The organism is Variovorax sp. PEI5, from assembly GCF_056679935.1.
In genome coordinates this window covers 474,822-493,497 of record NZ_JBWXPH010000002.1, presented here as the reverse complement: position 1 = coordinate 493,497, position 18,676 = coordinate 474,822, and the positions used below count along the sequence as shown (strand labels likewise).

At 71.6% G+C, this 18,676-nt stretch carries 13 protein-coding genes; 2 read left to right on the top strand and 11 right to left on the bottom strand.

The window, feature by feature from the left end:
• Positions 1 to 45 precede the first annotated feature (45 nt).
• From AC1MLT_RS18740 to nirB, 10 genes are all read right to left on the bottom strand, one after another.
• Positions 46 to 972, bottom strand: a complete 927-nt coding sequence (locus AC1MLT_RS18740; protein WP_481035637.1) for a carbohydrate kinase family protein — start codon at positions 970 to 972, stop codon at positions 46 to 48.
• A 59-nt stretch (positions 973 to 1,031) separates the two neighbouring features.
• Positions 1,032 to 1,970 carry an ABC transporter substrate-binding protein gene (locus AC1MLT_RS18735; protein ID WP_481035636.1) on the bottom strand — a complete coding sequence of 313 codons (939 nt, stop codon included), beginning with the start codon at positions 1,968 to 1,970 and terminating at the stop codon, positions 1,032 to 1,034.
• 59 nt (positions 1,971 to 2,029) lie between these two features.
• Entirely contained in the window at positions 2,030 to 2,986 is a 957-nt protein-coding gene (locus tag AC1MLT_RS18730) for an ABC transporter permease subunit (RefSeq protein ID WP_481035853.1), read from the bottom strand.
• A 181-nt stretch (positions 2,987 to 3,167) separates the two neighbouring features.
• Positions 3,168 to 4,715 (bottom strand): sugar ABC transporter ATP-binding protein, encoded by a 1,548-nt coding sequence (locus AC1MLT_RS18725; RefSeq protein ID WP_481035635.1) that lies wholly within the window; start codon positions 4,713 to 4,715, stop codon positions 3,168 to 3,170.
• Positions 4,708 to 5,952, bottom strand: coding sequence for an ROK family protein (locus AC1MLT_RS18720; protein ID WP_481035633.1), 1,245 nt, complete (start codon positions 5,950 to 5,952; stop codon positions 4,708 to 4,710). The genes AC1MLT_RS18725 and AC1MLT_RS18720 overlap by 8 nt, the downstream gene beginning before the upstream one ends.
• Positions 5,953 to 6,256: 304 nt before the next feature.
• Complete coding sequence (locus tag AC1MLT_RS18715; protein WP_481035632.1) at positions 6,257 to 7,150, bottom strand: hypothetical protein; 894 nt, start codon at positions 7,148 to 7,150, stop codon at positions 6,257 to 6,259.
• Between the two features lie 19 nt (positions 7,151 to 7,169).
• Positions 7,170 to 8,009 carry a uroporphyrinogen-III C-methyltransferase gene (cobA, locus tag AC1MLT_RS18710; RefSeq protein WP_481035630.1) on the bottom strand — a complete coding sequence of 280 codons (840 nt, stop codon included), beginning with the start codon at positions 8,007 to 8,009 and terminating at the stop codon, positions 7,170 to 7,172.
• A 57-nt stretch (positions 8,010 to 8,066) separates the two neighbouring features.
• A complete protein-coding gene (locus AC1MLT_RS18705) occupies positions 8,067 to 10,958 on the bottom strand; it encodes a nitrate reductase (RefSeq protein WP_481035628.1) in 2,892 nt (963 codons plus the stop codon).
• Complete coding sequence (nirD, locus tag AC1MLT_RS18700; protein WP_481035627.1) at positions 10,948 to 11,373, bottom strand: nitrite reductase small subunit NirD; 426 nt, start codon at positions 11,371 to 11,373, stop codon at positions 10,948 to 10,950. The genes AC1MLT_RS18705 and nirD overlap by 11 nt, the downstream gene beginning before the upstream one ends.
• A 59-nt stretch (positions 11,374 to 11,432) precedes the next feature.
• Complete coding sequence (gene nirB / locus AC1MLT_RS18695; protein WP_481035625.1) at positions 11,433 to 13,886, bottom strand: nitrite reductase large subunit NirB; 2,454 nt, start codon at positions 13,884 to 13,886, stop codon at positions 11,433 to 11,435.
• A 65-nt stretch (positions 13,887 to 13,951) separates the two neighbouring features.
• On the opposite strand from nirB, the gene AC1MLT_RS18690 reads away from it, so the two are divergent.
• Positions 13,952 to 15,673, top strand: coding sequence for a bifunctional protein-serine/threonine kinase/phosphatase (locus tag AC1MLT_RS18690; protein WP_481035624.1), 1,722 nt, complete (start codon positions 13,952 to 13,954; stop codon positions 15,671 to 15,673).
• Between the two features lie 59 nt (positions 15,674 to 15,732).
• Here AC1MLT_RS18690 and AC1MLT_RS18685 read toward each other — a convergent pair whose 3' ends face one another.
• Complete coding sequence (locus AC1MLT_RS18685; RefSeq protein WP_481035623.1) at positions 15,733 to 17,016, bottom strand: MFS transporter; 1,284 nt, start codon at positions 17,014 to 17,016, stop codon at positions 15,733 to 15,735.
• A 261-nt stretch (positions 17,017 to 17,277) separates the two neighbouring features.
• Here AC1MLT_RS18685 and AC1MLT_RS18680 point away from each other — a divergent pair, with 261 nt between their 5' ends.
• Positions 17,278 to 18,630 carry an ANTAR domain-containing protein gene (locus tag AC1MLT_RS18680; protein ID WP_481035621.1) on the top strand — a complete coding sequence of 451 codons (1,353 nt, stop codon included), beginning with the start codon at positions 17,278 to 17,280 and terminating at the stop codon, positions 18,628 to 18,630.
• Positions 18,631 to 18,676: the final 46 nt, after the last annotated feature.

Here is an 18,676-nt window from a genome sequence, read left to right as displayed (position 1 = left end):
GTTGCAGTGGCCCATTGTGGGCCCCGGCGCGGCGGATGCCCGTCGTCAGTCGAGTTCCTGGCGCCGGGGCATGTCGGCGCCGCGGCGCGAGCAGGTGATGGAGGCCGCGCGCGCCGCGAAGCGCAGCATGGCCTCGAGCTGCGTGGCGTCGAGCGCGGCGACCGCGCCGGGCGTCAGCAGGTCGCGCTCGTCGAGCCAGGTGAGGAAGGCGGCCTGGAAGGTGTCGCCGGCGCCGACCGTGTCGACCACCTCGATGCGTGGCGACGGCGCGGTGACCCGCGTCGCGCGCGTCCAGGCGGTGGCGCCATGCGGGCCGCGCGTCACGATCACCAGGGCCGCGCCCTGGTCGAGCCAGCGCGCGGCGACCTGCTCGGGCGTCTCGTCCGGATAGAGCAGGTCGAGGTCCTCGTCGCTGGTCTTGAGGACGTGCGAGAACGGGACCATGTATTCGACGACGCCGCGCCAGTGCGCGATGTCGGGCTCGACGTTCAGGCGCACGTTGAGGTCGTAGGCCACCAGACGGCGGTCGCACTCGCGCGCGGCCAGGGCGCGCAGGGCGCTGCCCACCGGCTCGACCGCCAGCGCATAGGAGCCGAACTGCAGCGCGCGGGTCGCCGCCGGCAGGTTCGGCAGGGTCTCGTTGGTGATCTGGCGGTCGGCCGCGCCATCGCCGTGGAAGGCATAGCGCGGCACGCCCAGCGCATCGACCAGCACCATGCTGAGGGTGCTGGGCGCGTCGTTGCGCAGCACCAGGGAGGTGTCGACGCCCTCGGCGGCCAGCGATGCCATCAGGCGCTCGCCGATGGCGTCGCTCGACAGGCCGGTCAGGAAGGCCACCGGCCGTCCGAGCCGGGCCAGCCCCTGCGCCACGTTGAGTGGCGAGCCGCCGATGCGCGCATCGAGCATCAGGCCGGTGGGCGTGGAGGCGCCCGTGTAGACATCCATCAGTGCTTCGCCGCAGACCACGAACATGGCCGTTCTCCCTGGTTGGTGTGTGTGAACGAGTGGGGATTCGCCGGACGCGCCGGGGCTCAGCGCGGTGCCGACCAGCCCTTGTAGTCCTTGACGTTGGCGCGCGTGACCAGGGTCGAGGGCAGCAGCGTCATGGCGTTGGCGGGCTTCTTGCCGTTGATCAGGTCCTGGCCGATCTCGACCGCCTTCTGGGCGATGGCGTAGGGATCCTGGCTGGCCGAGGCCTGCACCTGCGTGTCGCTCTTGAGCGCGTTCTCGATGTCCGGGGCGCCATCGACCGAGGCGATGACGATGTTCTTGCGGTTGAGCTGGCGCGCGGCCAGGTCGATGCCCACGGCCTGCGGGTCGTTGATGGCGAACACGGCGTCGACCTTGGGGAAGCGCGTGAGGTGGTTCTGCATCACGTTCAGGCCGCCCTCGCGCGAGCCCTTGGCGTCCTGGTCGTCCGACAGCACCTTGATGTCCGGGTTCTTCTTGAACACCGACTTGCAGCCGTTGACGCGGTCGATCACGGCCGAGACCTGCGGGCCGTTCTGGATGATCACGTTGCCCTTGCCGCCGAGCTTCTCGACGATGAACTGGCAGGCGATCTCGCCGGCCTGCACGTTGTTGGTCTGCACCGTGGCATCGGCGCCGTTGGCCGCGACGTCGACGCCGACCACCGCGATGCCGGCCTTCTTGGCCTTCATGAGCGCCGGCTCGATGGCGCGGGCGTCGACGGCGTTGACCAGGATCAGGTCGGTGCCGGCGGCGATGAAGCCGTCGATCTGCGAGAACTGCTTGTTGAGGTCGTAGTCGGCCGACAGCGTGGTCACCTTGGCGCTCGGGTTGAGCTGCTTGACCTTGGCCTCGGCGCCCTTGGACAGCGAGACGAAGAACGGATTGCCCAGCGAGCCGAGCGTGATGCCGACGTTCTTGATCTGCTTGTTCTGCGCCTGCACGGCGGGGGCCGCGAGGGCGGCGGCGAGGACGGTCAGGGCGAGGATGGTCTTGCGCATGGAATGTCTCCTGGGAAAAACGGGAACGGAAAAGAAAGGGAAAAAGGACTCGGGGGTCTTCAGGTGCGGGCGGAGCCGCGGCGGCGATAGCTGTCCAGCGCGACGGCGCCGATGATCACCAGGCCCTTGACGATGTACTGCCAGATGTCGGAGACGCCCATCAGGATCAGGCCGTTGGTCAGCACCGCGATGATCAGCGCGCCGATCAGCGTGCCCAGGATGGAGCCGGTGCCGCCGACGAAGCTGGTGCCGCCCAGGATGACCGCCGCGATGGCGTCGAGCTCGTAGGAGGCGCCCAGCTGCAGGCCGTTGGCCGCGTAGAGACGGGCCGAGGCCATCACGCCGCCCAGGCCGGACAGCAGGCCCGAGGTGCAGTAGACGAACAGCAGCACCGCCCAGACCTTGATGCCCGCCAGGCGCGCGGCCTCGGGGTTGCCGCCGACCGAGTAGATGTTCAGGCCCAGCACCGTGCGGCGCAGGATGAACCACGACAGCGCCACCACCGCGAAGGCGATGACCACCAGCCATGGCACGCCCAGCACGTCGCCGTTGCCGATGAAGGCGAAGGGCAGGTTGGGGTTGAAGACCGTGGTGTCGTTGCCCACCAGCCGCGCGATGCCGCGCACCGCCGTCAGCGAGCCGAGCGTGACGATGAACGAGGGCAGCTTGACGAAGGCGATCAGCACGCCGTTGATGAGGCCGAACAGCAGGCCGCAGGCCATGCCGGCGGCGATGCCGAGCATGCCGAACTCGGGGATGTTCGACACCAGCATCGCCACCACCGCCGAGGCCGCCAGGATCGAGCCGACCGACAGGTCGATGCCGCCGGTCAGGATGACGAAGGTCATGCCCGCGGCCAGCACGATGTTGATCGAGGCCTGCTGCGTCATGATCGACAGGTTCTGCAGGCTGAAGAAGTTCTCGCTGGCGAAGCTGAAGCCGATGCACAGCAGCACCAGCACCGGCAGCATGCCCAGGGCGCGCACCAGGTCCTTGCCGCTGGAGGCGCTGCTCATGCGCGGCTCGATCGGCGTCGAGGAGGTGGTGGAGGCTTCCACCCCCGTGAGGGCGTTGGAGGTCGATTCGTTCATGGGTGGCTCCGGATTGTTCTTCGTCGTCGGTGGGTGGAGGAGGGGGTGTCGTGGAAACGGATGCAGTCGGGTCGGGTGGGGTCGGCTCGGGCGCGACGCGATGGCGTCAGTGCAGCACCGGCGCGTGGACGACATCGGCGCCGGTGGCCAGCGCGACGATGTTCTCCTGGGTGATCGGCTGGCCGCTCGCGCCGCCGACCTCGCCCACGAGATGGCCCTCGCGCATCACCAGCACGCGGTCGCAGATGCCCACCACCTCGGCCAGTTCACTGGAGATCACCAGCACGGCGACGCCGCGACGCGCCAGCTCGTCGATGAGCCGGTAGATCTCGCTCTTGGCGCCGATGTCGACGCCGCGCGTGGGCTCGTCCAGGATCAGCACGCGCGGGCCCAGCTCCAGCAGGCGCGCGAGCAGCACCTTCTGCTGGTTGCCGCCCGACAGCGAGCCGACGTTGACCTTGGACGAGGGCACGCGGATCGACAGCTGCTCGATGGCGTCGTTGGCGCGCTTCACGGCGCGCCGGCCGTCCATCACGCCGCCGGCGCCGGCATCGCTCGGGCAGACCATGACGTTGATGTTGTCGCGCACCGAGAGGTCCAGGAACAGGCCCTGGCCCTTGCGGTCCTCGGTCAGATAGAGGATGCCCGAGCGGATGGCGTCGATCGGCTGGCGGATGTCGAGCAGCCGGCCGCTGCCGTTGAGCGAGACCTGGCCGGCGGTGCGTGGATCGGCGCCGAAGATCAGGCGGGCGAGTTCGGTACGCCCGGCGCCCACCAGGCCGGCCAGGCCCAGCACCTCGCCGGCATGCAGCTCGAAGCTGCAGCCGTGCACGCGGCGGCCGTCGGCCAGGCCGGTCACGCTCAGGGCCTTCTCGCCGGTGTGGTGGCCCGAGCCCTCCTTGCGGTAGAAGCCCGAGAGATCGCGCCCGACCATCATCTTCACCAGCTTGTCGCGGGTCAGCTCGGCGCGCGAGAGCGTGCCGACATAGGTGCCGTCGCGCAGCACCGTGACCTCGTCGGCCAGCTCGTCGATCTCGTCCATGCGGTGGCTGATGTAGAGGATCGCCAGGCCTTCGTCGCGCAGGCGGCGGATCAGCACGAACAGGCGGTCGGTCTCGTGGGTCGACAGCGGCGTGGTCGGCTCGTCCATCACCAGGATGCGGCAGTCGAAGTGCACGGCGCGGGCGATCTCCACCAGCTGGCGCTGGGCGATCGACAGCGTCTCGACGCGCGTGGTCGGGCCGAAGTCGGCGCCCAGGCGCGTCAGCGTGGCCTCGCAGGCGCGGGTCATGCCGGCGCGGTCGACCAGGCCGGCGCGGCGCAACGGCCGGCCCATGTAGACGTTCTCGGCCACCGTCAGGTTGGGTGCCAGGCTGAGTTCCTGGTAGATCACCGAGACGCCGAGGTTCTTGGCCGCCAGCGGGCCGTCGATCTCGACGCGGCGGCCGTCGATCAGGATCTCGGCGCCGGCATCGGGCATGTAGGCGCCCGAGAGCACCTTCATCAGCGTCGACTTGCCGGCGCCGTTCTCGCCCATCAGGGCGTGGATGTGGCCGGCGCGCGCGGTCAGGCGCACGTCGCGCAGCGCTTTCACGCCCGGGAAGGTCTTCGAGATCTTGCGCAGTTCCAGCAGCGCGGCCGTGGGCTCAGGCATGAATCGTCTCCAGTTGGTGGCGGTGCGAGCGCCCGCGCAGCACATCGGCGCGGGGCGAGAAATTGAAGAACATCGGCAGGCTCGCCGCGCCGATGGCGCCGGCATCGGCGCGGAAGCTGCCGCGCAGCAGGCGCGGCGTCTGGCGCGCTTCCGGCGCGATCAGCCGCAGGCCGGCGTCGACGCGCCGCATCAGCTCGCCGACCAGGCCGCCGTCGATGTCGCAGTCGAGCACCACCACCGGCAGGTCCAGGACGGCCAGGGTGGCGCGGATCGAGGGCACCAGGGCATCGACGCAGTCGTCGAGCCATTCGCCGAGTTCGGCGCGGCCGGAGCGCACGCAGGCCTCGAGGTCGGCATTGCCGCGCACCTGCACGCCGTGGTGGCGCAGGTGGCGCGAGAGCGAGTTGAGCGAGGCGCGCGACAGCAGGATGTCCCAGCGGCGCTCGGGCGGCGGCGCCGAATCCAGCAGGCTCGCGGGCACCGGCATCAGTCCGAGGTCGGCCGCGTTGCCGGTGGCGCCGCGCAGGCTCTCGCCGCCCATCACCGCGCCGGCGCCCAGCGCCGGACCGATGAAGACATAGAGGAAGTCGTTCTCCTCGCGCCCGACGCCGAAGAACAGTTCGGCGATGGCGGCGGCGTTGCCGTCGTTCTCGCGGAACACCGGGAGATGCACGGCCTGCGCCAGCATGGCGCCGAAGTCGACCTCGTCCCAGACCCGGAAATCGGCCTTGAGGTCGAGTTCGCGCAGCCAGCTGCCCAGGTTGTAGGGCTGCGCCAGGCCGACGCCCATGAAGCGGCGGCGCTGGCCGGCATCGAGCACGGTCAGGAGGCGCGCCACGTCCTTGCGCACCATGGCCAGCGTCCGTTCGGGGTCGGGCAGCAGCAGGTCGTGCGACTCGCGCGCCAGGATGTTGCCGCCGAGGTCGATCAGCACGCTCTCGATGCTGGTGCGGTCGAGCCGCACGCCGATGCCGTAGGCGCCCTCGTGATTGATGCGGTAGAGCCCGGCGGGCTGGCCGCGCTGGCCATCCTGGCGGCGACCGGCCGGCTCGATGAGCTGCGCCTCCTCCAGCGACTGCACGATGCTGCCGACGGCGGTGTTGGTGAGCTTGGCCCAGCGCGCCAGGTCGGCCTTCGAGGCTTCGCCGGCACGGCGCAGCCGTTGCAACAGCGTGCGCTCGTTGTAGAGGCGCAGGCTGTTTGAGTTCGCGCCTCGACCGGGGCCTTCTGAAATCACGGGGTGTCTCCTGGAGTGCATCAAAGTACCGGAGGTACGCAAGCACTATTAATTAATTCAACTTGAATAAATTTTAGGAAGACTTTCGACCTCAAAACGCAGGGTTTACCCGGTATCTTCGAAACAACAAGTAACGAAACCGCCCTTGGAGGCGGTGTGGTGGGCGACGCTCCAGAGGGCGGAGGGCCGAAGGGAGGGCAACGTCATGGATCGGATACTAGGAAGTATCCGAAGCCGAAAGCGTGCTTATTTCACACGTGAATACCCCAACAGACGCCGTCGCGCGGCTCTGCCAGGGCTCGCGTCAGATCGAGAAGGCCAGGACTTCGGTCACGCCGCCATCGATGGCGATCGGCAACGCCAGCACGCCATGGCCGCCCGGACCGGGCTGGGGCGCGAGCGCCGGGACCGCCGTGGCGAAGGCCCGCAGCACGACCGCGTCGGGTCCGCCGGCCGCCGATCCGGCCGCCGCCGCGCCATCGCCATCGACCGCGTAGGCCAGGGTCGGCGTCGCGTCCTCGCCGACCCGGATCCAGCTCTCGATGCGCCGCGCCGCCGGGATGTCCGCCGGCCACAGGAAACTGACCGCGTAGTTCTCGCGGCCCGGCACCGGGCAGGGGAAAGCCAGGCCGCTGCGGATGCCGGCCGAGGCGGCGGCGGCGGCGCGCGGGAAGCTGGCCGAGCGCGACAGGTCGGCGAAGTGGACCGAGGCCTCGTGCTGCCAGGCCAGCCCGGGCAGGCCGGTGCCGCGCTCCAGGTAGGTGTCGTTCGACGCCGCCTCGAAACCATCCGGCGTGGCGCCGTAGTAGCCATCGGCCAGGGTCATGTCGGGCGTCACGCGCGGATCGTTGCGCCACAGCTCGACGGCGCCGACCTCGGCCTCGACATCGCCGCAGAACAGCAGCACCACGGCCTTGAAGCGATCCTCGACGAAGACCGGATGCGCCACCGCGCAGCTCAGGCCGGCCGAGCGGGCCGCCTCGGCGCGGCGGAACGGACCGGTCCGCAGGTCCTTCAGCAGGATCGGCCGGCGTTCCTCCCAGGCCATGCCGGGCAGGCCCTCGCCGCGGCCGAAGCACATGCCCCGGCTGAGGAAGCCGAAGGCGGCGGCGGCGCCGTAGAGGCCACCCGTCAGTTCGAGGAGCTGGCCGTCGGCGTCGGGCAGCCAGAGTTCGGCGGCTTTGATGAGGGTGTTCAAGGTCTTCCTTCGTGAGGTGTCAGGTGCCGAAGCGCGCGGCCGGCAGTGCCGCGGCGGCCAGGCCGCGCAGCACGTCGCCCACCACGATCACCGAGGGGCTGCCCAGTCCGGCCTCGCCGATGGCCGTCGCCAGCCGCTCCAGGGTGGTGGCCACGTGGCGCTGGTGGGGCAGGCTGGCATGCTGGATCACCGCCACCGGCGTGCTGCCGGGCAGGCCATGGAGCAGTTCGGCCTGGATGTGCGCCGCGCCGGCCACCCCCATGTAGACCACCAGGGTCAGGCGCGCGTCGCGCACCAGGGTCGCCAGGGCGCGCCAGTCGGTCGGGTCCTGCGGCGCGGCCGCGCCGGTCTTGGCATGGCCGGTGACGAACACCACGCCCTGGGCGTGGTCGCGGTGGGTCAGCGGCACGCCCAGCGAGGTGACCGCGGCGAGTCCGGCGGTGATGCCGTTGACCACCGCCACCTCGATGCCGGCCGCGCGCAGGTGCTCGACCTCCTCGCCGCCGCGCCCGAAGATGAACGGGTCGCCACCCTTGAGGCGCACCACCGTCTCGCCCGCGCGCACGGCCGTGATCATGAGCTTCTCGATGAAGGCCTGGGGCGTGCTCTTGCAGCCGCCTCGCTTGCCCACGTGGACGATGCGCGCGTCGGGGCGCGCGTGGGCCGTGACGATCTCCTCGTTGACCAGGTCGTCGACGAACAGCACCGTCGCCGCGCCGATGGCCTTGACGGCCTTGAGGGTCAGCAGCTCCGGGTCGCCCGGGCCGGCGCCCACCAGGGTGCAGCGGCCCGCCGGGGACGAGGTGGCGGACGGCGAGGACGAGGAAGTGGGTGTGGAGGAGGAGATGGGGGCGGTCATCGTGGAGGCGTTCTCGTCGGTGGGGTGGTGGCGTCGTCGGTCGTCGGCGGCCGCCGTTCAGAGCGGCACCGGCACGGCGGCGGCCGGGGCGGCGGCGCGCACCATGCGCTGCAGTTCGGGGATGCAGGAGCCGCAGTTGGTGCCGCACTTCAGCGTGCCCTGCAGCAGGGCCAGGCGTTCCCTGTCCGGGCCGGGGCTGGTGGCCAGGGTGTCGGCGATGGCCGTCTCGGTGATGCCGAAGCAGCTGCAGACGATCTTGCCGCGCGCGGCCACGCCGGCCGGGGCCGTGGCGCCCGGGCGCAGCAGCAGCCGGCCGAAGGTCTGCGCCGGCAGCTGCTCCTGCAGCAGGGTCCGGATCCAGGCTTCGGCGCGGATGTCGCCACCCAGCAGGAAGCCCTCCAGGTGGGCTTCCGTGCCATCGCCGGTGCGCACCAGCCGGGCCGCCCGACGCTGGCCGTGGCGCGCGTCGACGTAGCGCAGCGTATCGGCGCCGGCGAGTCCGAGCAGGGTCTCGATGCGCTGCAGCAGGGCATCGTCCGGTGCCTGGTGGGCCGCCGCGCGCAGCAGCATGCCGGTGCGTTCGCCGGCGCCGGCGTTGCCGGCGACCAGGGCGGCGCCGGTGCCGAAGGGCACGCAGCTCGCGAACTCGAAGCCCGGCATCAGCGCGCGCAGGGACCGCTCCACGGCCAGCGCGCGTTCCGCCGGCAGCCAGGCCATCGCCAGCAGGCCCCAGGGCAGCTCGGCCTTCAGGATCTTCACGGCCGCGTGCTTGAGTTCGGGCTGCCGGGAGTCGGGGCAGCAGGCCGGCGTGGTGAGCGCGTTGACGCCGGCGATGGGCTCGCCGGTGCTGGAGCGGCCGCCGAGGTATTCGGCGCCCCAGTGCATGGCGATGAAGGCCTGGCCGAGACCGATCTCCGCGCTCGCCTGCGCCGGGATCACCACCGAGCCGCGCCGCGAGGTCACGTGCACCAGGTCGCCGTCACGCAGCTGGCGCCGCGCCAGGTCCTGCGGGTTGAGCTGCACCACCGGCTCCGGCGCGTGGCCGAACAGCCGCCCGAGCGTGCCGGTGCGGCTCATGCCGTGCCACTGGTCGCGCAGACGGCCGGTGTTGAGCGCGAACGGATAGCGCGCCTCGCGCGGCTCGGCGACCGGGCGGTAGGGCGCGGCATGGAAGCGGGCGCGGCCATCGGGCGTCGGGAAGACGCCGTCCTCGTAGAGCCGCGCGCGGCCGGCCGTGGCGCCGGCGGGCACCGGCCACTGCTGTGGACCGAGGTCGTCGAGCATGGCCCAGGACAGGCCGGTGATGTCGAGGTCGCGGCCACGCGTCGATTCGCGGTGCTCGCACCAGATCGCCTCGGCGCCGTCGGCCTCGTCCAGCGCATAGGGGAACAGCGTGCCGGAGCCGACCGGCGGCAGGCGCCGCTCCAGCCGCTGCGCGAAGTCGGCCACGGCCGACCAGTCGTGCCGCGCCTGCCCCGGCGCCGCCACGGCCGGCCGCACGCGCGAGATGCGGCGCTCGCTGTTGGTGACCGTGCCGACCTTCTCGCCCCAGGTGGTGGCGGGCAGCAGCAGGTCGGCGCGGGCGCAGGTGGCGGTGGTGGCGAAGGCCTCCTGCACCACCACGAACTCGCAGCGTTCCAGCGCGCGCCGCACCATGGCCTGGTCGGGCATCGACTGCGCCGGGTTGGTGCAGGAGATCCACAGCGCCTTGATCCGGCCGTCGGCCGCGGCCTCGAACATCTCGATCGCCGTGAGGCCCGGCCGCGCCGGCACGTCGGGCACGCCCCACAGCGCCGCGATCTCGGCGCGGTGCTCGGCGCTGGCCATGTCGCGGTGGCCGCCCAGCAGGTTGGCCATGCCGCCGACCTCGCGGCCGCCCATGGCGTTGGGCTGGCCGGTCAGCGACAGCGGTCCGGCGCCCGGCCGGCCGATCTGCGCCGTCGCCAGGTGCAGGTTCACCAGCGCCGCGTTCTTGGCGGTGCCGGAGGACGACTGGTTCAGGCCCTGGCAGTACAGGCTGAGCGTCGCCGGCGAGGTCGCGAACCACCGTGCCGCGGTCAGCAGGTCGTCGGCCGTGATGCCGCAGACCTGCGCCACGCGCTCGGGCGTGCAGTCGCGCACCAGCGCGCGCAGGGCCTCGAAGCCGCTGGTGTGGGCGGCGATGTACTCGGGCTTCGTCCAGCCCTCCCACAGCATCAGGTGCAGCATGCCGTGCATCAGCATGACATCGGTGCCGGGCTGGATCGCCAGGTGCAGGTCGGCGATCTCGCAGGTGTCGGTGCGCCTCGGATCGACCACCACGATCCTCATCCCGGGCTGCGCGCGCCGGGCGTCCTCGATGCGGCGGAACAGGATCGGATGCGCCCACGCCGTGTTGCTGCCGATGATGAACAGGCAGCTCGCGTGGTCGAGGTCCTCGTAGCAGGCCGGCGGCGCGTCGGCGCCCAGCGTCTTCTTGTAGCCGGCGACCGCGCTGCTCATGCACAGGCGCGAGTTGGTGTCGAGGTTGTTGGTGCCGATCAGGCCCTTCACCAGCTTGTTGAAGACGTAGTAGTCCTCGGTCAGCAGCTGGCCGGAGATGTAGAAGCCGACGGCATCGGGTCCGTGCGTGGCGATGGTGTCGGCGAAGACCGTGGCGGCCTCGTCGAGCGCCTCGTCCCAGCCGATCGGCACCGGCTCGGCATCGCGCGCGCGGCGCCGCAGGGGCTGCAGCAGGCGCGTCTGGCGCGTCACCTCGGCGGCGGCCGTCAGGTGCAGGGTCGAGCCCTTGGTGCACAGGCGCCCGAAGTTGGCCGGATGCGCGGGATCGCCGCGCACGCCGGTGATCTGCGCGCCGATGGATTCGATGATCACGCCGCAGCCGACCCCGCAGTAGGGGCAGGTCGAACGCGTCTCGCGCGGCGCGATGGCGGGGTCCGGGACCACGGTCATGAGGCGTTCACGCGCCATGCGGCGCCTGCACCGAGAAGCTCTCGTCGTCCAGCGCGCCGGCCGTGGCCGCGCCGGGGCCGGCGCGCGGGGCCTCGAGGTCGAGCGCGTGGCGGGCCAGCTCGCCGGCATCCAGCAGCACGGCTCCGGCCTCCACCCTGCAGGCGAAGCGCGGTACGCAGCCATCGTCGGGCGCGCGGGCGCAGCCGTCGTCCAGCGCGATGGTCCAGTTGTGCAGCGGGCACGCCACGCTGTGGCCGAACACGATGCCCTGCGACAGCGGGCCGCCCTTGTGCGGGCAGCGGTCGAGCAGGGCGAACACGGCATCGTCGGCGGTGCGGAACACCGCCACCGCCACGCCCGCCGGGCGCGCCACGCGGCGCGCGCCCAGCACCGGGATGTCCTCCAGGCGGCAGATCGTCGTCCAGTCGTTCATGGGAACCGTTCCTCTCGTCGTGGGTGGGTCTTGCGTCTCGAAGATGTCGTGCGCCGGGCTCAGGCCGGCACCTCGGCCACCGGCACGAACTGGCGCACGTCGACCGACGCCTGCACCGATTCGAACCACGGGTCGGGTTCGCCGTCGAGCGCGAACTGCAGGTGCTCCCACAGCGCGCGCCGGCCCTCGGCGTCGTCCAGGATGCGCTTCTTCACGTGGTCCAGGCCGACGCGGGCGATGTAGTGCACGGTGCGCTCCAGGTACCAGGCCTCGGTGCGGTAGAGCGCCAGGAAGGCGCCGGTGTACTCCATGACCTCGGCCGCCGTCTTCACCTTGACCAGGAACTGCGCCACCTCGGTCTTGATGCCGCCGTTGCCGCCGACATAGATCTCCCAGCCCGAGTCGACGCCGATCACGCCGACGTCCTTGATGCCGGCCTCGGCGCAGTTGCGCGGGCAGCCGCTGACGGCGATCTTGACCTTGTGCGGCGAATACATGGCCCACAGGGCATGCTCGATGTCCTTGCCCATCTGCGTCGAGTCCTGGGTGCCGAAGCGGCACCACTCGCTGCCCACGCAGGTCTTCACCGTGCGCAGCGACTTGCCATAGGCGAAGCCCGAGGGCATGCCGATGTCCTTCCAGACGCCCGGCAGGTCCTCCTTCTTGACGCCCAGCAGGTCGATGCGCTGGCCGCCGGTGACCTTGACGGTCGGGATCTTGTACTTGTCGGCGGCATCGGCGATGCGGCGCAGCTCGTCGGGCGTGGTGTGGCCGCCCCACATGCGCGGGATCACCGAATAGGTGCCGTCCTTCTGGATGTTGGCGTGGCTGCGCTCGTTGACGAAGCGGCTCTGCGGATCGTCCCGGGCCTCCTTCGGCCAGGTGCTGATCAGGTAGTAGTTGACCGCCGGGCGGCAGGTCGCGCAGCCATCGCTGGTGCGCCAGCCCAGGCCGGCGTAGACCTGGGCGTGGGTCAGGTACTTCTGCTCGCGGATGGCGTCGCGCACGTCCTGGTGGCTGGCGTCGGTGCAGCCGCAGACGGCCTTCTTGCCGGGCGCGGCCGAGTAGTCGCCGCCGGCGGTGAACATCAGGATCTGCTCGACCAGGCCGGTGCACGAGCCGCACGAGGCGCTGGCCTTGGTGTGCTTCTTGACTTCGTCGAGCGTGAACAGGCCCTTCTCGCGGATCGCCTTGCAGATGGTGCCCTTGGTGACGCCGTTGCAGCCGCAGACCTCGGCCTCGTCGGGCATGGTGGCGGCCTTGCTGTGGCCCTCGTGGCCGGTGTCGCCGATGTTGGACTCGCCGAACATCAGCTTCTCGCGGATGTCGGCGATGCTGCGGCCGTCGCGCAGCAGCTTGAAGTACCAGCTGCCGTCGGAGGTGTCGCCATAGAGGCAGGCGCCGATCAGCTTGTCGTCCTTGAGCACCAGCTTCTTGTAGACGCCGCCGAAGGGGTCGCTCATGACGATCTCCTCGGTGCCCTCGCCGCCCTGGAATTCGCCGGCGCTGAACAGGTCGATGCCCGTGACCTTGAGCTTGGTCGAGGTCAGCGAGCCCTGGTAGCGCCCGATGCCCCACTGCGCCAGGTGGTTGGCCGCCACCTTGGCCTGCTCGAACAATGGCGCCACCAGGCCATAGGCGATGCCGCGATGCGCCGCGCATTCGCCGACCGAATACACGCGCGGATCGGTCACGGTCTGCAGGGTGTCGTTGACGACGATGCCGCGATTGCAGTGCAGGCGCATCGACTCGGCCAGCGCCGTGTTCGGGCGGATGCCCACCGCCATCACCACCAGGTCGGCCGGCACTTCCGGGCCCTCCTTGAAGCGCACCGCCTTCACGCGGCCGGCGCCGTCGTCGACCAGCTCCTGCGTCTGGGCGGCCAGGCGGAACGACAGTCCGCGCCCCTCGAGCGACTGGCGCAGCAGGCCGCCGGCGACGGTGTCGAGCTGGCGGTCCATCAGGCAGCCGCTGTTGTGCACCACCGTCACCTGCATGCCGCGCAGCATCAGGCCGTTGGCGGCCTCCAGCCCCAGCAGGCCGCCGCCGATGACCACGGCATGCCTGTGGGTCCTGGCGGTCTCGATCATGTAGTCGGTGTCGGCGATGTCGCGATAGCCGATCACGCCCTTTAGGTCCTTGCCCGGCACCGGCAGGATGAAGGGATTGGAGCCGGTGCACAGCAGCAGCCGGTCGTAGGTGGTCTCGACCACTTCGCCATCGGGGCCGACGGCGCGCACGAGGCGCCCGATGCGATCGACCTCGGTGACCTTCCTGCCGGCATGCAGGGTGATGCCGTGGTCGGCGTACCAGTCCCAGCCGTTGAGCACGATCTCGTCGATGGTCTGCTCGCCCGCCAGCACCGGCGACAGCAGGATGCGGTTGTAGTTCGGATGCGGCTCGGCGCCGAACACCGTGATGTCGTACATGTCGGGCGCGAGCTTGAGCAGCTCCTCGATGGTGCGCACACCCGCCATGCCATTGCCCACCAGCACCAGTTTGAGTCGTTTCATCGGGGTTGATCCTTTCGGGGGTCCAAAGCAAATGCGATGCCCGGCGCGTGGACAACAATCGCGCCATGAGCTTCGACGTCGAGATCGGCTACAGCAGCCACCGGGGGCCGCGCGAACTGAACGAGGATTTCGCCGGCGCCGTGCGGGCGCCCTCGGGCGAGGAGGCGCGCGGCCTGATCGCCGCCATCGCCGATGGCGTGTCCAGCGGCGGCGGCGGACTGGAGGCGGCGCAGACCACCGTCATGGGCCTGTTGGCGGACTACTTCGCCACGCCGGACACCTGGGAGTCGACGGTGGCGCTGGATCGCCTGATCGGCGCCCAGAACACCTGGCTGGCGAGCCACAACGCGCGCCGCCAGGACGCCCGCACCGGACTCACCACGCTGACCGCGCTGGCCCTGCAGGGCCACCACTACACCCTGGCCCACGTCGGCGACACGCGCGCCTGGCACGTGCGCGCCGAGGGCGCCGGGGGCGCGGTCGAGGTCGCGCGCCTGACGCAGGACCATGCCTTCGACCAGCGCGACCTGCGGTCGCGGCTCACGCGCGCGGTCGGCCTGGACGACCAGGTCCGCATCGACTACGCGCAGGGCGAGGTGCGGGTGGGCGACTGCTTCGTGCTCACCACCGATGGCGTGCATGGCGTGCTGAAGGACGCGCGCATCGGCGAGCTGGCGCTGCGCTCCGGCGACGTCGCCGCCGCCAGCGAGGCGCTGGTGCAGGCGGCGCTGGCGGCCGGCACGCGCGACAACGCCACCGCGCTGGTGCTGCGCGTGGTCGGGCTGGACGCGCGCCAGCTCGACGACGAGCGGGTCGATGCCCGCCGGCTGAACGCGCCGCCGCCACTGAAGATCGGCGACACCCTCGACGGCTACACCGTCACCGCGCGCGTCGCCGACACCGGCCTGCACCTGATCTACCAGGCGCGCGAGCGTGACACGCGCGCCCTGGTGGCGCTCAAGACGCTGCACCCGGCGCGCGCCGGCGATCCCCAGGAACGCGCCATGCTGGCCCACGAGGCCTGGCTCGGCCTGCGCGTGGGCGCGCGCGGCGATGCCGGCTTCGTGCGGGTGCATCCGCGCCATCCCGGCGCCAGCGCGCTCTACATCGTCTTCGACTGGCATGGCGGCCGCACGCTGGAGCAGCGCCAGGCCGAGGGCCCGGCGCCCGTGGCCGAGGTGGTGGAGGCCGCCATCCAGTGGACGCGCGCGCTCGGCCGCCTGCATCGCAACGGCGTGGTGCATCGCGACGTCAAGCCCGGCAACCTGCACCGGGGCGACGACGGCCGCTGGCGCCTGCTCGACCTGGGCGTGGCGCTGTCGGGGCGCGAGGACCCGGCCAGCCGCGCCCTGCACGCCGGCACGCCCAGCTACATCAATCCGGAGCAATGGGAGGGCGCCGAGGCCGATGCCGGCAGCGACCTGTTCGCGCTCGGCGTCACGCTCTACCAGTGGCTCGCCGGCCGGCTGCCCCATGGCGAGATCGAGCCCTACCAGCTCGGGCGCTACCGGCGCGATCCGGCGGCGCTCTCCGGCCTGCGGCCGGACGTGCCGCTGTGGCTCGACCACCTGGTGCGCCGCGCCATCGCGCGCGATCCGCGCGAGCGCTTCGAGACCGCCGAGGAGCTGCTGCTGGCCTTGGAGCGCGGCGCCTCCCGGCCGGTGGCGGCGCCGGCGGCGATCCCGCTGATCCACCGCGACCGCGTGCTGCTGCTGCGCATCGGCCTGGCGGTGTCGCTGCTGTTCAACCTGGTGCTGCTGGTCTGGCTGCTGTTCCTGCCGCGCTGAGCGGTCCCGGGGGCGGCCGGACGATGACGTCTTCATGGCTCGGGCCGTGTCGGACGCGATCAGGGCCGGGCCGGGCGGCGCGTCGCCGGGGCCTTGCGGACGCCGGTCGGCGCGGCGGCGGACGGAGCGGGCGCGACGCGGGCGCGGCCGCCCTTCTCGGCCCAGGTGCGGGTCCACCGGATCTGCATGACGCGCATCACGCCCAGCATGATGAGCGACAGCGCGGCGAAGAACACGAAGCCCCAGACATAGCTGCCCAGGTACTGCTTCGACAGGCCCATGGCATTGGGCACCAGGCCGCCGCCCAGGGCGCCGATCTCGCCGATCATCGAGCCGGCCACGGCCGTGGAGGCCGGCCAGCGCAGGGGCACCAGCTGGAACAGCGCGCCGTTGCCGGCGCCCAGTGCCGCGAAGCAGACGATCAGCAGCAGGGTCGTCAGCACCAGCGAGGCCGAGCTCATGCCGACCAGCGCCAGGCCCACCGCCACCACCAGCAGCACCACCGTCAGCGTGTTGACGCCACCCCAGCGGTCGGAGATCCAGCCGCCCACCACGCGCACCGCCGCGCCCATGAAGGCCGCCAGCATGGTCAGCTGGCCGGCCTGCACCTTGGAGACGCCGAACTGGTCGTAGTAGTAGGACGGCAGGAAGGTCGTCAGGCCGATGAAGCCGCCGAAGGTCACGCCGTAGATCAGGCTGAAGACCCAGCCGTCCTTCTCGAACAGGCAGGCCACGTGCGCGCGGAAGCTGGCGTGGCTGTCGACATCCGGCGGCTCCTGCGCGAAGACGATCATCACCACCATCGGGATCAGGATGGCGGCGGCGGCGACGCCATAGACGGCCTGCCAGCCGAGCCATTGCGCCAGGGGCGGCGCGACCAGCACCGACACCGCCGTGCCGACGTTGCCGGCGCCCACCAGGCCCATCGCCAGGCCCTTGTGCTGGGGCGGGAACGAGCCCGAGCCGAGCGACAGCGCGACGCCGAAGCTGGCTCCGGCGATGCCCAGCAGCACGCCCATGGCGATCAGGTCGCTGTAGCTCTCGACCATGAAGAAGCCGTAGAGCATCGCCACCGCGATCAGGCCCATCTCGACCAGCGTGGCGTTCTTGCGGCCGATGTACTGCGACAGGATGCCCAGCGGGAAGCGCATCAGCGCGCCCGCGATGATGGGCACCGACAGCATCAGGCCCTTCTGCGCCGGCGTCAGGTTGAAGGTCTCGCCGATGAAGGGCGCCATGGCGCCGTTGAGCACCCAGATGCAGCACGAGAACGCGAAGTACAGGAAGGCGGCGAAAAGGGTGGGCGAGTGGCCCGAGCGCAGGAACGATTTGAAGGTCGACATGGCAGTTCGAGATGCGATGCCTCGACACGGTCCCTGGCGGGGCGCATCGTCGGCGGGTTGGGGGGAGGATCCCGGCGGCGGCGCCGGCGGTGATGGGCCGGGGGGCGAACGCCACCGGGATCCGCGAAGCCGCGGAGAGATCACCAGGACGGTGCTTCGTTGCACCGTGAGTCCTTGCACACGCAAGCTCCGTGCCCGATCCGATCCGGGTTAGCCTCGGGTCCTTCCGGGGCCCGCCACACCACCCTTCCAGCCACTCCGATGACTCCGCCGATCCCCAGCCCGCCGCCGCTCCACCTCGTCCTGATCGACCCGCCCGCCGGGTCCGCCCACCCTCTGCTTGCGCTGGTGCGTCGCGCATGGGCGCCGGCCGGCGGCGGGCCGGTCGCGGTGCAGGCCGATGCCGAGGCCTTCCTGCGCGAACTGGCCGAGCCGGTGGCGGTCATGGACGGGGCGCCCGGGCCGCCAGCGCACTGGCTGTTCTGCGCCGGCACCGATGCCGGAGCCGATGCCCTGATCGAGACGCTGCGGCGCGTGGCGGTCGTGCGGCCCGACGGTCTGCCCGGGCCGGTCGCTGTGCTCGGCCCATCGCTCGATGGCGCCGCGCACGTGGCATTGGTCGAGGCCGGCGCGCAGGCCTGGGGCGACATCGGGACGGTCGACGAGGCGGCCCTGCGCGCGCTGCTCGATCGCGCCGGGGCGCGCTGGCGCCGCGAGCACGCGTTGCGATCCGAACTGGTGCGGCTGCGCACCCGGATGGACGAGCGCCAGTGGGTCGACAAGGCCAAGGGCCTGCTGATGCTGGCGCGCGGCATGGGCGAGGACGAAGCCTTCGCGCTGCTGCGCAGCACCGCCATGCATGCCAACCTGCGGCTCGGGGAGGTCTCGCGCGCGGTCATCGATGCCGCCCGCTGGGCCGGCAGCGTGAACCGGGCCGGTCAATTGCGCATGCTGTCGCAGCGCTTCGCTCGCCTGGCCGCGCAGGCCCGTGCCGGCATCGAGCCGGCGCGCAGCCTGGACCCGCATCGCGCCGTGGCCGCGCGCATCGACGACAACCTCGACCAGCTGGCACGGCTGCCGCCACAGCCGGATTGCGCTGCCGCGCTGGCGCGGGTGCGCGCGGCCCGCAACGGCCTGGTCGCCGCCTGGCCGCCACGCGCGGCGCCGCGCGACCTGGTGGCCATCGATGCCGCCGCCGAGGCGCTGCTCGAGGGCGCCGAGGCGCTGGTCGAGACGCTGCAGGTCGCCGGCGGGCGGCGCGCATTGCGCATCGTCAACCTGTGCGGACGCCAGCGCATGCTGGCCGAGCGCATCGCCAAGAGCGCGCTGCTGGCGGCCGCCGGGGTCGCGACCGATGCCGCGCTGCTGCCGGCCGCCGCGCAGGCCTTCGAGAGCGCGCTGGCCGAGCTCGAGCAGGCGCCGCTGACCTCGCCCGAGGTGCGCGCCGCATTGGCCGAGGCGCGCGAGGAGTGGCTGCGTCTCGCGCGCAGCCTGCAGCACCTGGGCCGGCCGCAGGGTGGCGTCGCGCTGGCCCGCTCGGCCGAGGCGCTGGTCGACACCTTCGACCGGCTGGCGGCGCAGTACGAGCACAGCCTGCAGGTGCTGCTGGCCTGAGCCGGCCAGGCGCGCCGCCTGGCCCGCCCTCGGCCGCCGGGCGCCC

Bases quoted from the DNA above. Each gene is read 5' to 3' on its own strand.
- AC1MLT_RS18740 (WP_481035637.1), bottom strand. From the start codon at position 972: ATGTTCGTGGTCTGCGGCGAAGCACTGATGGATGTCTACACGGGCGCC.
- AC1MLT_RS18735 (WP_481035636.1), bottom strand. From the start codon at position 1,970: ATGCGCAAGACCATCCTCGCCCTGACCGTCCTCGCCGCCGCCCTCGCG.
- AC1MLT_RS18730 (WP_481035853.1), bottom strand. From the start codon at position 2,986: ATGAGCAGCGCCTCCAGCGGCAAGGACCTGGTGCGCGCCCTGGGCATG.
- AC1MLT_RS18725 (WP_481035635.1), bottom strand. From the start codon at position 4,715: ATGCCTGAGCCCACGGCCGCGCTGCTGGAACTGCGCAAGATCTCGAAG.
- cobA (WP_481035630.1), bottom strand. From the start codon at position 8,009: ATGACCGCCCCCATCTCCTCCTCCACACCCACTTCCTCGTCCTCGCCG.
- AC1MLT_RS18705 (WP_481035628.1), bottom strand. From the start codon at position 10,958: ATGGCGCGTGAACGCCTCATGACCGTGGTCCCGGACCCCGCCATCGCG.
- nirD (WP_481035627.1), bottom strand. From the start codon at position 11,373: ATGAACGACTGGACGACGATCTGCCGCCTGGAGGACATCCCGGTGCTG.
- nirB (WP_481035625.1), bottom strand. From the start codon at position 13,886: ATGAAACGACTCAAACTGGTGCTGGTGGGCAATGGCATGGCGGGTGTG.
- AC1MLT_RS18690 (WP_481035624.1), top strand. From the start codon at position 13,952: ATGAGCTTCGACGTCGAGATCGGCTACAGCAGCCACCGGGGGCCGCGC.
- AC1MLT_RS18685 (WP_481035623.1), bottom strand. From the start codon at position 17,016: ATGTCGACCTTCAAATCGTTCCTGCGCTCGGGCCACTCGCCCACCCTT.
- AC1MLT_RS18680 (WP_481035621.1), top strand. From the start codon at position 17,278: ATGACTCCGCCGATCCCCAGCCCGCCGCCGCTCCACCTCGTCCTGATC.